Origin of the sequence: Stagnihabitans tardus, from assembly GCF_009925085.1 — a bacterium.
Lineage (GTDB): Bacteria > Pseudomonadota > Alphaproteobacteria > Rhodobacterales > Rhodobacteraceae > Stagnihabitans > Stagnihabitans tardus.
On record NZ_JAABNR010000028.1, the window covers coordinates 1 to 14,846 of the forward strand.

Below are 14,846 nucleotides of genomic sequence, written 5' to 3' on the forward strand. Positions count from 1 at the left end.
GGGAAAGAAGGGCCGAAGCCGGTCCATCTGGGCTTCGGTCAGCCAGAACAAGTTGCTCATAAATCAGGTCTCCTGGCCGACCGTGAATCACGGTCTTAGAGCGTGATCAATGGGTCCTGACCCTAGGTGGTCGGGTGACTCCAGCCGCTCGAGCGACATCATGAAGGGAATGCGGGGCACTTTCGCGGAGGCGATGGCCAATGCGCCGTGCGTGCTTTTCATCGATGAGCTCGATGCCTTCGGTAGCCGCGATCGTGCGCCGGATCATAATTCCGCGTGGACGGACAACGTGGTGGCTGGACTGCTCGAATGCATTGACGGCTTCGAGCAACTGGAAGGGGTGATCGTAGTGGCGGCGACGAACCATCCCCAAAAGATCGACCCGGCCATCCGGCGGGCGGGCCGTTTCGATACGACGCTGAGGCTCGAGGCTCTCACCCCGGATCTTCTTCCCCAGGCTTTGCGCTGGCACTGCGGCAAGGATCTGCCGGGTGCGGACTACCTGGGCCTTGGGCGTCTGCTCCAGGAGGCCACGGGCGCCGAGGTCGCAGCGATCATCCGTGCCGCGCGCGCCAAGGCACGGGCTGCGCACCGGCCGCTGGCCGTTGAGGATCTGACCACGGTGATTGCGGATCATCGTCCTCCCTTGCCCCAGGACCTGCGCCGACGTGTCGCCATCCATGAGGCGGGCCATGCCGTCGCTGCGATTGGCACGCGATGCGCCGAGGTGATCTCGATCTCCATCGGCCCGACGGGCGGCAAGGTGGAGCATCGGCCTGTGCGAGGCTCCATGACGGCAGACGAGTTGGAAGCCGCACTCACCTTCAAGCTGGCCGGAAGGGCTGCCGAGCGTCTTATCTATGGGAATGCAAGTGCGGGATCCGGCGGTAGTGCCGACAGCGATCTGGCTCAGGCAACGGAGCTGGCCGTGGCGATGGAGGCAGCATATGGCCAGGGACAGGCACTTGTCTGGCTCGGATCGCCTGAGACCGCCCTTCGCCATCTTCGCTACGACCGGCAGCTTCAGCATCGTGTCGATCTCCGTCTCAAGGCGGCGGAGGTCAGGGCCCTCAGACTGCTGCAGGCAAATCGAGATATCGCATTGGCCGTGGCGAAGATGCTGCTGGAGGTCCAGCACATCTCTGGGCCGCCCCTGTCCCAGATCCTTGCGGCCGTCATGCCGGAAGGGAGCGCAGGTGTACGACCCGCTGACAAGGGGGAGCCGGACGTGGGCTTCGAGCCTCGAGAAGATCGGATGGAAGACATTGCCCAAGACGCATGCAAAGTGACCGGATGAGCCCTTGCTGCTGCTGGACGAGCAATGAACCCTGGGGCAGGCCCCCCCCTGCCCCACCACCACGACCGCTCCAGGGTTCTTCGGTTCATGGCAGATCAACTTTCTGGTTTTCGCTTCACCGGATGCACCTGGGCAAACTGCCTCCCGATTTCAAGTTTCTGCGACTCGTAATGAGTTCCCCTTTCTCCTCTTTCCTTCTTGATCCCTTTCGAGGACATCTTGCCCCTTTTCACTCTTTCCCGGTCGAAGCCCCTTGTTCCTCACCCGGCATCCGCAAACTTCGCCGGTGGCTCTGGCTGCCCTTTTTCTCTCTCCTTTATCTGGAGGATAGGAACCTCTTTTTCATTCCCCTTTTCTCGGCCGCCCCGGCGGCAGCATCTTTTGGTTTTCGGTCTTTTTCATTTTCGCCTTTCCGGGTCGTCGTGGAGGATGGTGGCGCAAATGTTCTCAGTCTCTGTCCGGAGTATCCGGATTTTCCGCTTGGATCTGGCTGCAAGAGGAGGCGCATTGATGGATCTTGGGCTTGTCCTTTCCGGTCAAAGTTTTTCCTCCGGTGAGTTCTCCGGATTTGCTGGGGAGGTTTTCCACATTCATCGCAATGACTTACGCATTCTGCTGCAGCGGGGCGCCCAACGGGTCTGCTATACTGATCCCAGTGGCGGCGGTGAGAGCCTGGCGCCGTTGATCAGCAATCAGATGCGCTTCGCCGGGGAACCGGCGGTGGCCGGGAGCAACCTGTCGTGGCACGGGACCGGAGAAGTCATGTCGGTGGGAAAGAGGGCGCGACGGCCCTCGCCGCCCTTGCCCTGTCGGCACAGGCTCTGGCCCCAGCGTCTGGGACCGAAGAGGCTCGCGAGCGGATGCGGCTGTTCATCCGGGCGCTGGCGCGCGATCTGGCGCGGCTCGATCATGATGGGGAGCGCCACTGAGATCATAATCAGCATCGGGAGTGACAGACGATGACCAAGATCCAGCGTGTTGCGATCTACGCCCGCTTCTCCACTGACAAACAGAGGGACGCCTCGATCGAGGACCAGGTGGACTCTTGCCGGGACTATGTAGCGCGCGAGGGCTGGGAGATCGTCGAGGTTTATAGCGACAGGGCGATCTCCGGCGCCTCGATGTTTCGTCCCGGAATTGAGCGGTTGCAGCGCGATGCCCGGGCGGGGCGCTTCGACATCGTCCTTTCCGAGGCGATGGACCGCGTGTCGCGTAGTCTCTCTGACATCGCGCGTTTCCATGAGATCCTGCAGTTTCTTTCCATCCCTCTGTGGACTTTGAAGGAAGGTCGTGTCGATCGGATGATGATTGGCATGAAGGGGACGATGAACGCGGAGGTCTTGCAGGACATTGCCCTCAAGACAGTCCGGGGCCAGAAGGGACGCGCGCGTAAAGGCAAGAGTGCTGGCGGCAACAGCTTTGGCTATGACGTTCTGCCGGGCGTCGAAGTCCAGGGCGTGATGGAGCACGGCGATCGCGCGATCAATCTCCAGGAGGCCGCCGTCGTCCGGCGAATCTTCGAGGAATATGCCCGGGGCCATTCCCCGAGGAAGATCGCAGAGCGGCTGAATCTCGAGCGTATCCCCGGCCCAAGGGGCGGCACCTGGGGCGCCTCGACGCTGCATGGCAACCGCGAACGCGGCACGGGCATCCTGAACAACGCGCTTTATGCGGGGGAGTTGGTCTGGAACAAGCTGCACTACAGCAAGGATCCGGAGACGGGCAAAAGGGTCTCGCGCGTCAACCCCGATGAGATCGTCGAGAGAATCCCGGTGCCACACCTTCGGATCATCGACGATGCCCTGTGGCAGGCGGTGCGCAGGCGCCAGGGGGAGCTGGTCTCGAAGGAGACGGATGTGCCGATCTGGGATCGCCGCCGACCGAGGACATTGTTTTCAGGTTTGATGGAATGCGGGTGCTGCAGCTCGGGATTTTCGAAGGTGTCAAAGGACAGCTTTGGCTGCTCGGCGGCGCGCAACAAGGGCGCGGCGATCTGCACGAACATGCGCCTGATAAAGCAGAAGGACCTCGAGGCCGCGGTGCTGGAAGCCTTGAGCAAACATCTCATGGATCCCGAAGCCGTGGCCCTCTTCTGCGAGGAGTATACGGTCGAGCGGAACAAGCTGGCGGCCAAGGTGACGGAGGGTCGTGGGGCCCTGGAGAAGGAATTGGTGCAGGTGCAGCGCAACCACGGCAAGCTGGTGGATGCGATCCTCGCCGGGGTGCCGGCCGAGCAGGTGAAGGACAAGATGGTGGAACTCGACGCCCGGCGGAAGGAGCTGGAACACCAGTTCTCCCGGATGGAGCAGCCGGATACAGTGCGTCTGCATCCTGGCATGGCTGCGCATTACCGGGAGAAGGTGGCGGAACTGATCCGCGGCCTGGCGGATACGGACCAGATGGAGACATCCTGGGAGACGCTGCGCTCGCTGGTCGACAAGATCGTGCTGACGCCGCAGGACGAGGGGGCTGGCCTGTCGGTCGACCTCCACGGCGCGCTGGCGAGCCTTTTGCGTTTGGCGCTGGGGCTGCCGGTGGGGAATGGGGTGGTCAAAAAGCAAAGGGCCCCGCGGGTTGCGGGGCTGCTAGGATCAAACCGTATTCAACCGGATGTCGCCGATCTACAAGGATTTGATTTCGTTGATAAAATAGTGTTGGTTGCGGGGGCGAGCAACCGTCGTCAGTTGCCCGAGCTCATGTGCGCGGTATAACCTACAGGCACACGGCGGGAAGTTATTCCAGAAACCTATCCTGTCAGTTCATGCGAACCTATCGCCACGATACACGCTACCCTATCGCGGTGCATTTGCCGCCTGGCCATGAAACCGCCACGCGGGGCAGTGGTTAAGGGCTCCCGCGCATCTATCATTGTAGCACGGTCGGCCAGCGGCGAAAGACCCTTGTCGGCGCAACAACTGGATTTCTTCTGGACGATAATGCGACGATACCCCTCCGGGTACGGCTTTTCAGACCAGCGCCAGGTTGCAAAAGCGCAATTCCGGCAACTTTGCTCTGGATAGGTAGGCACCTTTGAGTCGCTCCTAAACTCTTGCCGCAAATGCGCCATCAAAAGAGGCCGGGCCACAGGGGCATAAGCGGCGTCGCCTCGGGCACCCTAACCTACAGGGGAGAAGACAATCAACCGCCCCACGCAGGGTTGGCCGTGCTCCGCAACACATCACAAACTACAGCCACAAAAATATGCTACGCTGTTTATTGACACCGAATGATTACTTGAATAAAACTGCACACACGGTTGGTAGTGACTCGGATACTGTAAGAAAATGATTGTGACAGGATGCTCCAGACGCAAGAAAGCGTCCATCGACCCGCAATTGCATCCGGCCAACCTGATCGCCGGAAGCGTGTCGGATGTCGCAATGCAATGGACGGCCCTCATCACCTCAGCCCCAAGAACGCACCGAGCAACCTCACTTTATGCCGGGCGATCGTTCACCGATGCGGTTTGGTCCGCACAAGCAGCCCGTCTTCCCCATATCATTGTCAGTGCAGGTCTCGGCCTTGTCGAAGCTGAGCAGGAAATTCCTGCCTATGCCTTGACCACAGTCGGCGCGACTGACGAAAATGTTCTGAGCAAGTGCCCTTCAGGCACGCGCCCATCTGACTGGTGGCGTGCCGCATTTCCAGACGCCCCGCTGCAATCAATGATCGCGCAAGCAACTGGTCGTGTTCACCTTGCCCTTTCAAGAACCTATCTTGAGATGATTTTCGAAGATCTTGAGCAACTTACGGACACGTCGCTCCGAAAGTTGCGCATCTTCACGGGCGCGGACGAGACCCTGAAGGGTAGCCGTTTCGAGGGCAACATCCTGCCCTATGACGCGCGATTGGATGGACCTGACAGCCCCCTCCCGGGAACAAAAAGCGACTTTTCCAGTCGTGCATTGCGCCATTTCACGACGCTCGTTCTCGGCCAGCCCGAAGCGGATCTCGCCAACGACCGGGCGCTGGTGGAAAGCTCCCTCTCCTCGATGCGACTGCCAGCCTTGCCGAAAAGAGAACGGAGATCGGACGAAGAGATCCGGGCGGAACTGATCGCGGTCTGGGCCGCGATGAAAGGAAATCGTCAAAGAATGCTGAGGCATCTGCGCGATACGCTCTTGATTTCATGCGAGCAATCGCGTTTTGCGCGCATTGCCCGGGAGTTGGAAGGTGAGGGATTGCGATGAAGCGGTCATCGGCGAAAGCGGAAGAGAATGCGATCGTGCTGCGCGCGACCCGCACTCAACAGGCTGGTGCATTCGAACTCTATGCGTTCTTCATCGCGGCCTCCGATATTCTGCAGATCGCCGACATCAGTCGCATCAAGCGCGAGGGCGACGAGTTGCTGGGGTTCCAGCGCAAGGAAATCCGCGCTCATGTGAACGCGATCGTCGAATTTCTCGACAGTGGTCCGGTTCTGTTTCCGAATGCCATCATCTTGGCGTTGTCTCACCGGGTGCAATTCGAGCCCTCGCGCGGCCCCACTCCCGCCGGTCTGATCGAAGTCGGCCGCTCAGGCACCTTGACGATTCCTCGTGGCATGGAAGGGCAGCGAGCCGCATGGATCGTCGATGGCCAGCAACGGTCGCTAGCACTGTCCCGCACGAAAAACCGCGACCTTCCTGTGCCGGTGATCGCCTTCGTTTCCCCCGACATCAAGACTCAGCGCGAGCAGTTCATTCTGGTCAACAAATCAAAGCCGCTCGAGGCGCGCCTGATCAATGAACTGCTGCCCGAGGTTGGAATGCTCTTGCCGCGCGATCTGAGCGAGAACCTTCTGCCTTCGGAGTTGTGCAACCTGTTGAACACACGGCCAGAGTCTCCCTTCTTCGGGTTGATAAAACGCGCCTCGAGCGGGGCCAGCGGCGTGATTTCCGATCAGACACTGCTGACGGCCATTCGGCAAAATCTGCGCCCCGCCTTTGGCGGGTTGGCCGGGATGCGCTCTGCAGATGGGATTGAGGCTGAGAAGGTCTTCGAGGCGCTGATCACCTATTGGCGAGCGGTAAAGGAGACCTTTCCCGAAGCTTGGGGGAAAGAACCTGCTCGCAGTCGGCTGATGCATTCGGCCGGGATCAAATCCATGGCCTCTCTGATGGATGCGCTGATCGTGCGCACCGAAACCATGGCGGATCCTTGGGATGAAATTCGCGCGGCGCTCAGTCGACTCGCCCCTCATTGTGCCTGGACCGAGGGACGCTGGCCTTCCGAACTCGGGATGGGCTGGAACGAGGTGCAGGGCACGCCGCAGCACATCAGCAAATTGACACAGTTTCTGGTCGCCAAGGACCGGGAACTGTCCAGGGCACTTCTGAGATGAAATTCATTTTTGCCGACAGCCTCGATTACATCGATCCCGGCTTCGATTTCGTTCGCGATAGAAATGCCGAAGGGCGCAGGCCTTATTGGGACGATCACTACCCGCATGAGGCGCTGGGATATGCCCCCTATCAGGGCATGCTGGTCTCGCGCGCAATCGTTGGCGGCGGGGCGGGAAGTGGCGTTTCGGGGAAATACACCGAGGCGCAAGCGATGCGGTTCCGGCGGGTTGGTGCGCGGGCATTTCTGCGGCTGGATGATCCGAAATATGCCGGGCTCGACATCTTCGGGGATTGCGGCGCCTTCTCCTATCACAAGGAGGACGTCCCCCCTTACAAGCCCGAAGACACCGCCGAATTCTATGATGACGGGCGCTTCACGCATGGCTGCTCGATCGACCACATCATCTTTGACTTCGCTGAAGGCTTGAAGGGGATGACTGGCGGGACCGAGGAAAATCGGCGTCGCTTCGACATCACCCAGTCGAATGCCGAGGCGTTTCTTGCGGCCACGCGGCACATGAGCAACCGCTTTTGCCCCATGGGGGTCATTCAAGGCTGGTCCCCGGGCAGCATGGCCGAAGCCGCTCGGCGTCTGGTGGCCATGGGCTACGACTATCTTGCCCTTGGGGGCACCGTTCCCCTGAAGGCGCCGCAAATCAAGTCGTGTGTCGCGGCCATTCGGGAAGTGATCCCGCGCGAGACACGTCTGCATGTGCTCGGCTTTGCCAAGGCCGACAACATCGCCGAATTCCTCGGGATGGGGATCACCAGTTTCGACACCACCTCGCCACTGATCCGCGCTTTCAAGGATGCGAAGTCGAACTACTACCTGCCGGGGTCGGGAGATGCGCTGAATTACTACACGGCCATTCGCGTGCCGCAGGCGATCGAGAACCCGAAACTGATGAACCTTGCGAAGCGAGGCATCCTGCATCAGGAAGACCTTCAGAAGATGGAGGCCGATGCACTCGATGCGCTGCGCCGTTACGACCGTCACGAGGCTGATGTCGAGGAAACCGTCGAAAAGGTGCTTGCCTATGCGGTGCCCGCGACAATCGGGGATCTGGTGCAGAACCTTCCGGGGACGCGACAGATTTCAGATCTGCGCGCTCGCTATGAGCGCACCTTGATCGACCGCCCGTGGAAGCAATGCGACTGCGCGATCTGTCGCGCGGCCTCGATTGAGGTCTTGCTGTTCCGCGCTTCGAACCGTAACAAGCGTCGCGGCATCCACAATCTTCATGTCTACTCCAACCATCTGAAAAAACTGAAAGAAAACTCGCCTCATGCGCTCTCTTAAAACCTTCGCGGCGATCTATGCCAAACAGAGCGCAGCTCATGACGTGCTGACCTTCACGGCCAGTGCGTCCGACATCCTGGACTTTGCGGTGATCGATCGGGCGGGCCGAGAGGCCGACGGAAGCCTGAACGGGTTTCAGCGACCGCAGATTGCCGGACATATCAGGAACATTCGTGACTATCTCGAGCAGGAAGACGCCGTTCTGCCAAACCCTATCGTCGTTGCCTTCTTGGGTGGCCTGACCGTCGTTGATCGCCGCGATGATGGACATTGTCGGGTGGAAATCGATACCTCGACCTCGAAGCCGGGTGTGGTCGTGGATGGCCAGCAACGTTTGACCGCTTTGTCACAGACCTCGCGCGGGGATTTCCAACTGTTCGTCTCGGCTGTCGTTTGCCGCGATGAGGCGGAGTTGAAAAGGCAGTTCGTGCTGATCAACTCGGCGCGGCCGTTGCCGAAATCACTGATCTATGAACTCCTGCCGGCGATGCAGGGGCTCAGCCGCAAGATGGGCGAACGTGCCGTGGCCGCCGAACTGACTGCCCGTTTGAACTTCACTCATGGTTCAGCGCTTCAGGGGCTCATCCACCAGCACACCAATCCCGACGGGGTGGTGAAGGATACCGCGATTCAGAAGGTCATCATGAACTCCGCCAGCGACGGCATCATGCGCGAGTTCTTGCAAGAAGCAGACGGCCTCGATCGGTGTTACGGCCTGATCAACGAGTATTTCTGGGCCATTCGCGACACCTTTCCGGGCGATTGGGAGGGCCACAAGCCGAAGACCTCTCGCCTTGTGCATGGTGCGGGAATCGTGGCGATGGGGCACGTCATGGAGTTGATCGCCTATTTTGAAAAGGCAACGACTCGCGATCAATTCGCGATCGGACTTGCCTGCCTGAAACCCAAAACTGCCTGGACTCAAGGCGAATGGGACTTCGGAAACGGTGAGCGTCGCAGTTGGCGCGGAATTCAGAACGTCAGCAGCGACATTGCGCTTTTGTCGGACTATCTTGTTCGAGAGGTGCGGATCGATCAGCGCGACCGCCTTTGGGAGGCTCACAAGGCTTCGGAACAAACTCCGGCGGCGGAAGGATCCGAACAATGAGCGCAGGTGCCCTTGTGCTATTTTCCGGTGGCCAGGACTCGGCCACATGCCTTGCCTGGGCACTCTCGCGCTTCGATCGGGTCGAAACCATCGGCTTCGATTACGGGCAAAAGCACATCGTCGAGATGACCTGCCGTAACACCATTCTGGGCAAGATCGGAGGCCTCCGCACGGGCTGGTCCGAGCGTTTGGGGGAAGATCATCTCATCGATCTGGGAATCCTCGGGCAAATTTCCGAAACATCCCTGACACAGGATATGGCGATCACAATCGCCGAAGACGGCTTGCCAAATACCTTCGTGCCGGGGCGAAACCTTCTTTTTCTCACCCTTGCGGCCGCAGTGGCGTATCGGCGCGGCATCCGCCATCTTGTCGGCGGCATGTGTGAAACCGATTTTTCAGGCTATCCGGACTGCCGCGATGACACGATCAAGGCTTTGCAAGTCACGTTGAACCTTGGCATGGACAAGCGCTTCGTGATCGACACGCCCTTGATGTGGCTCGACAAGGCGGCCACCTGGCAACTGGCCGAAGACGTCGGGGGCGAAGATCTTGTGGATTTGATCCTTGAGGACAGCCACACCTGCTACACTGGCGATCGGTTGAACCGGCATGACTGGGGCTATGGCTGCGGGAAGTGTCCGGCCTGCCAGTTGCGCGCAAAAGGCTATGAGACTTATCGGTCGCGGACCGCCACTTTCGCAGGGAGAAGCGAATGACCATGCCCAACGACATTCAGCGCCGCATTGAAGGCTTTGCATTTCTAGCAGCCTTTGCGGCCTGCATTCCGGCCGCGAACTACCTGATCCAGCATGTCGGCACTTTTTGCCTGCCCGACGGTGGTCCCTGTGTGATCCCGGTCGCTCCTGGGCTCACCGCGCCGAGCGGTGTCTTGATGGTCGGGCTCGGCTTGGTGCTGCGCGATCTGGTGCAGCGCAGGCTTGGGCTGTGGTGGTCGGTCGGTGCCATTCTGGTTGGCGCGGCGCTCTCGGCAGGTTTCTCGGCACCGAGCCTTGTCCTCGCCTCCGCCGCGGCGTTCCTGTTCTCGGAACTTGCGGACCTATTGGTATTCACGCCGCTGCAAAAGCGTGGCCTCGTTCTGGCTGCCGTGGTCAGCAGTGTCGTCGGCTTGATCGTCGACAGCGTCATCTTCCTGCAACTCGCCTTTGGCAGTCTTGACTTTGTTGCCGGGCAGATTGTCGGGAAGGTTTGGATGGTTCTTGTGGCGATCCCGGTGCTGATCCTGCTGCGCAACCGCGATCAGAGGATAGGCATGGCCGCCGCCTCTTGAGCCGGGACAACACAAAGAACCCCGCTCGCCCGCATCCGATGGCTGCGGGCGTTCTCACGAAAACAAGTCAAGCACCGCTCTGACCAAGCTAGCCGTTCCTTTGCCTGTAGGCATTACTGGTTCGCGTGGCTTCATTGCGTCCTTGACGCAATAATATGCCTGATGGCTACTGCTTTTCCACGCGAAGACAAATATGTCGGCAGCCTTGGCGAGGCTGATCAGGCGTGAACTCGCGACCTGATCCGCATTTGTCTCAATTCGAACCCTCGGAAACATCTCCAGAAGTGTCGCGCGAGCACGCTGTGCTGCGGCCTCAGTCAGAGTGTAGATGCCTATCAATTTCCCCGAAAAGTCCGGCTGCGGGGCACTTGTCGCATCCTCCCGCGGCAGTGCGATAGCCCCAAGATCCGCCCGCTCGACATCGAAATCACGACACAGATGGAAAAACCCGATCACTTCGTGACGGCTCAAGCGATGCGCAAATTGTTGCGCCTGCCCCACCAGTTGCAGGAAAAAACCTTGTCGCTGTGCTCTCGCCTGCGGAGAAGGCGCCGGTGCAATCGCCAAAGCCTCGGCCATGTCGAGGCCCCAGGTCAGGTTGGTGTAAGACCCGACCCGGTTCAGAATATCTTCCAGACTGCTGACGAGATTGCGATACTCATCGCCCGAAAGCCCACTGTTCAGCAGAGGGATGGCAAGGAGTTGTAGCAGGCTTAGGTCGGTCGGCGTGACCCTGTCATCAAGCGCGATCAGATCGAAAAGCAGGGTTGCAATTGGTCGTCCGGCCTCCGAGAGCGGCTTGTCATCGGGAACAAAGGCTTCGAGAATGGCCGGAACAGCGTGTCTCGCCACCTGTTCCGCATCACCGGCAAGACCAGAAAGCAAAGCGGAGAACTGGTTCGCGGTTTCCTTGTTTCCCAAGATCTCGTGCCTGTCCCAGGTAATGCGCCTCTCAAGCATTGCTCGTACTTCCGATGGGTTTGTTCCCGTCGAAAGTGCCTCGGCCCACTCCAACCACCCCGATATTCCGGCTTGCCGCGCATTCGCGCCTTGCGTCGGGAGGCATGACTGACGCCACGCCTCGATCTTCCTCCGCGCGGCCTCGGTTAGCGAAGCGAGCAGGGCCTCATCTGCAGCCTCGATGCGGTCGAGGAAATCGCGACGGGCTTCATCGGTATCGATGAAGAGAACGCAGTGAACTTGACGCTGCACGGCGCTCTTGCTGAGAGGTCGGCCCTTGAACAGAGCGAAAGCTCGATCGTATTGTTCGTCGAGGTAAGCTGTTTCCGCGGCATCAACTTCGGCTTCGTCTGTGGCGGGGCTTGGTTCAGAACTCGGGGGCGTCCCTGCGCCGTCAACAAGAGAACGGAAAACCGACGCGCCTGGATCTTCGGCAGGGACCAGCGCCTCCAGTTCGGTCAGAATGGTGCGATCCGGCCGGTTCTGCATCAACTCGAACAACATGAACGCCTTGACCACGCGCGGGGTACGAATGCCTTTGCGAGAGGAGAATAATTTGGGATAGGCGCCCCCGATGTTCTCGGCGAACAGGGCCGTCAACCTTTCGAAATTCCCTGTTGCCTCCTCCGGATCGAGATAGGTTCGGTAAAGCGCCTCGATGAGATCGGACAAGACTTGCTTCGGCAGGGGCAAATCGGCCAGCGTGCGCAGGAAAGACGGCGCCCGCGCGATCGCCTCCCAATAGCCGAGCCCGGCCTTCAGACGCACATCGAGGTAACGAAGGTTCTCTTCGTTCAGTCGCCCAGTCAGCTTGAACTCTTCGATCAGTTCTTCCGCCCGCACACTGTCTCGAGCGATCAGGGCCCGGTCGAAGTCGGATCGGATGGCACCAACGGGCCGAACCGGCGTACCTCCGGTCTTTGGGCGTCGGCGCATGAGTTGCGCATAGTCAAGCAGGCGCGCGCTGATTGCAGCTTCGGACTCCCCGGAGAACTGGAGGATACGCGGTCCAAATCTCTTGCGCAGCGCGGCGGCGAGCGGATAGCTCGCGCCTTCGGGAACCAGTTTAATCTGCTTCAGATACGAGCACCCGAGCCAGGCCTTCAGTTCGTTCTCGAACTCGTAATACCCGGTGGGGCTGAGGGATGCACCATACCAGCCGACGACCTTTCCGCCCCGCACGAAAGGCAGCACGAGGGGGCCTTCGCGACGGTCTTCGCGGAGCAAATCAAGCCAGGGCAGGATCTGGTCCAGCAACGCAGAGGGCGCGGTCCTTTGCGTGATGCTCTCCCAAGAGATACCGTTCGGAGGCGCGAAAAACACCTCCAATAGAACTGCGTCATCAGGCGAAAATGCGTCTTTCATGGTTCTGCCTCGGCGTAGGACTCGAAAGTCAGGCGCGCCTCGGCCAAGGTCTTTGGCAAAGTATCGAACACGACCATTTCATCATTCAGTTCAAGACCATTGTGGGTGAGGTTCATCGAGCCTGTCAGCAAACCGCGCTGAAGAAGCACGCCTTTGGTGTGCAAATGCCGCCTTTTCACGATGAGCAGACGGTCGAGGACACCCTCTTCTTCTGCCATATCACGAATCGAGGTCAGGAACGTGTCATTGTGAACGTCGAGGCTTGTGGCAATGCCCAGAGGAGTGCCGCGCACCATCAGGCTCACCGCCGCTTCGATCAGGCGAATTTCACGGCTCCCCCACTCCGGATTGATCGCCCCGAAACCGCCCGAGCGGTTGTCGAACAAGATCACATTGCTGATCCAGGGGCTAACGAGCCAGACGCGATCGAGGCCGGGCGCTATCAGTTCTCCCAAGAACATCATCTGCAACAGTTCTCGGATCAGGTTCTGGCTGGTGACGGCGCTTTTGAATATCCGGCGGGTTTCGAGCCTCATTGGACCGCCTCCGCAATATCGAGATCGAGGTAATAGCACTCGACCGACCTACGGATCGACTGCACCCGCGCGAAAACAGAAAGATAGTCCGTATGCACGGGGTTCGTTGCCAGGAATCCGAGTGCCTGCGCCATCAGTTCGCCTTGGTCGACGGGACAACTCAAGGAAACAGCCCCTTTCGTGGCGAGGCTCTCGAGGCAAATCTCCTGCCATTGCTGGTCGCGAATATCGACCAGCACCGCAGCGCCGCCGAGATAGTGCATCGGCAAGAGCGGTTCGACCGGGGGAACCTCTCCGAAGGGCGAGCTCAGCGCCAAGCCCGCCTGACGGATCTGCGCGCCTCTTGGCCAAAGCAGGCCGTAAATTACCCCGAACCGCCATTGTCCCGGGTTCAGGGAAGGGGCGTCTATTCCAGCGAAACTCAGGGCACTGTCGATGTCGTCTCGACGCGACAGTTGATAGGCGATGACCCGAGCATCCAGTTCGATACCGAGACGCTCTTCCTCGGCTGTCCAGCGTCTGATCGCATCCAGGAAGAAGGCGTCACTTTCTGGGCTTGAGCCCGGACGCAAGACGCGATTGGTGAGAGCCACGACGAAGGCATGAAAGGTAACGAACCCTTCTTTCGCAAGGCATTCACGCAGATGCGTGAATGCTTCTTGGGTTTCAGTCGCGCCATGCGCCACACGGAAGTCATCGACCGCCAGCGCAAGGTCCCCCGACGGATCGTCCATCACCGTGCGCGTGACGAAGCGCTCCAGTTGCTGGTCGCTCAGGGCGAAGTCGTTGTCACGCAAGGCCGCCGTCATCAGGTTGAAAAAGCGACGTGGATCTTCGGCATAATGACGTAAGACCTGTTCGATCTGGCCATTCCCCCCCGGAGAGGCTTCGCTGATCCATATTTCGATGCCCGGTTCGTCGTTGCGAATGTCGGTAGGGTCGCGCGGACCGGGATCTAGATCGACGAGCAAACTGTCGGCATCGATTTCAGGGCAGGAACTCGCGATGGCATGCAGGGCAGCCGCTGCAGTCGTGGCCGCAAACCGCTCTCGCAGCCAAGGCTCCCAAGAGGCGTCAATCGGTTGCCAGAGTATTTCAACCAAAACGAAAAGCGTTTCGCGCACCTCGGGCAAGGCGATCAGGCTTGCAAGGTCTTGGCGCAACTTCTCCTGCGCGTTGCCCTGTCCCGTCGGGTCGTCGACCACTGGAGACTGGAACAGCACTTCGAGGGTTCCGGCCAAACCGAGTTCCGCCGTATCGGATGCCAAATTGGCGCCGGCTTCCGCAAGACTGATAGATCGCGCGATTGCTTCGTTGCTGATCGCCGCAAGCATCAGATGCCCCAACCACTCTCGCGCGAAGCGGTTGTCAACCAAGGGCTTCAGCCTCGGTCCGTTGATGATCTGATCATGATAGCGGGCCGTCCGGATGGCCCGATACCGTAGAGCGTTCGTGTCATCGAAATCCGACCAGAGATCGGTAGGAAACTCCAGCGTCAGACTGATCGCATCCACCCCGAAGGAAAAGCCGAGGGCAGCTGGTTGCCCCGTGAAGGCGAACTGCAGATCCTTCTTGAGGGTAGACCCTTTATCGAGGCGCAGGTCGGCGTCACTGCCGATCGCCATTCGCCGCACCTCGACCGGGCTGAGCATTTGGTGAGTATAG

The 14,846-nt window shown here is 59.7% G+C and carries 12 protein-coding genes; 8 read left to right on the top strand and 4 right to left on the bottom strand.

The window, feature by feature from the left end; translation table 11 throughout:
- Positions 1-160 precede the first annotated feature (160 nt).
- The gene (locus GV832_RS18840) at positions 161-1,297 is read left to right on the top strand and encodes an AAA family ATPase (protein ID WP_168776436.1); all 1,137 of its coding nucleotides are present in this window, start codon (positions 161-163) and stop codon (positions 1,295-1,297) included.
- A gap of 692 nt (positions 1,298-1,989) precedes the next feature.
- On the opposite strand, the gene GV832_RS18845 is transcribed toward GV832_RS18840, so the two are convergent.
- On the bottom strand, positions 1,990-2,241 hold the full coding sequence (locus tag GV832_RS18845) for a hypothetical protein (protein WP_168776437.1): 252 nt from the start codon (positions 2,239-2,241) through the stop codon (positions 1,990-1,992).
- Positions 2,242-2,256: 15 nt separating this feature from the next.
- On the opposite strand from GV832_RS18845, the gene GV832_RS18850 reads away from it, so the two are divergent.
- The 7 genes from GV832_RS18850 to GV832_RS18880 all read left to right on the top strand — a co-directional run bounded on the left by GV832_RS18850 (position 2,257) and on the right by GV832_RS18880 (position 10,320).
- Complete coding sequence (locus GV832_RS18850) at positions 2,257-4,008, top strand: recombinase family protein (protein WP_168776438.1); 1,752 nt, start codon at positions 2,257-2,259, stop codon at positions 4,006-4,008.
- 573 nt (positions 4,009-4,581) lie between these two features.
- Entirely contained in the window at positions 4,582-5,487 is a 906-nt protein-coding gene (locus GV832_RS18855) for a hypothetical protein (RefSeq protein WP_168776439.1), read from the top strand.
- Positions 5,484-6,620 carry a DGQHR domain-containing protein DpdB gene (dbpB, locus tag GV832_RS18860; protein ID WP_168776440.1) on the top strand — a complete coding sequence of 379 codons (1,137 nt, stop codon included), beginning with the start codon at positions 5,484-5,486 and terminating at the stop codon, positions 6,618-6,620. Before GV832_RS18855 ends, dbpB (GV832_RS18860) begins: the two co-directional genes overlap by 4 nt.
- Positions 6,617-7,921: a tRNA-guanine transglycosylase DpdA gene (gene dpdA, locus GV832_RS18865; RefSeq protein WP_168776441.1), complete on the top strand. Its 1,305-nt coding sequence runs from the start codon at positions 6,617-6,619 to the stop codon at positions 7,919-7,921. Before dbpB (GV832_RS18860) ends, dpdA begins: the two co-directional genes overlap by 4 nt.
- On the top strand, positions 7,908-9,029 hold the full coding sequence (gene dbpB / locus GV832_RS18870) for a DGQHR domain-containing protein DpdB (protein WP_168776442.1): 1,122 nt from the start codon (positions 7,908-7,910) through the stop codon (positions 9,027-9,029). The genes dpdA and dbpB (GV832_RS18870) overlap by 14 nt, the downstream gene beginning before the upstream one ends.
- Positions 9,026-9,748 (top strand): 7-cyano-7-deazaguanine synthase QueC, encoded by a 723-nt coding sequence (gene queC / locus GV832_RS18875; protein ID WP_168776443.1) that lies wholly within the window; start codon positions 9,026-9,028, stop codon positions 9,746-9,748. Before dbpB (GV832_RS18870) ends, queC begins: the two co-directional genes overlap by 4 nt.
- Positions 9,745-10,320, top strand: a complete 576-nt coding sequence (locus GV832_RS18880) for a VUT family protein (protein ID WP_168776444.1) — start codon at positions 9,745-9,747, stop codon at positions 10,318-10,320. Before queC ends, GV832_RS18880 begins: the two co-directional genes overlap by 4 nt.
- A gap of 54 nt (positions 10,321-10,374) precedes the next feature.
- Here the strand turns inward: GV832_RS18880 and dpdD are convergent, their stop codons facing one another.
- From dpdD to GV832_RS18895, 3 genes are read right to left on the bottom strand one after another with little or no spacing between them, the layout of a single operon-like run.
- Entirely contained in the window at positions 10,375-12,645 is a 2,271-nt protein-coding gene (gene dpdD / locus GV832_RS18885) for a protein DpdD (protein ID WP_168776445.1), read from the bottom strand.
- Positions 12,642-13,181 carry a phospholipase D-like domain-containing protein DpdK gene (gene dpdK, locus GV832_RS18890; protein ID WP_168776446.1) on the bottom strand — a complete coding sequence of 180 codons (540 nt, stop codon included), beginning with the start codon at positions 13,179-13,181 and terminating at the stop codon, positions 12,642-12,644. Before dpdK ends, dpdD begins: the two co-directional genes overlap by 4 nt.
- The gene (locus GV832_RS18895; RefSeq protein WP_168776447.1) at positions 13,178-14,806 is read right to left on the bottom strand and encodes a hypothetical protein; all 1,629 of its coding nucleotides are present in this window, start codon (positions 14,804-14,806) and stop codon (positions 13,178-13,180) included. Before GV832_RS18895 ends, dpdK begins: the two co-directional genes overlap by 4 nt.
- Between the last annotated feature and the right edge of the window lie 40 nt (positions 14,807-14,846).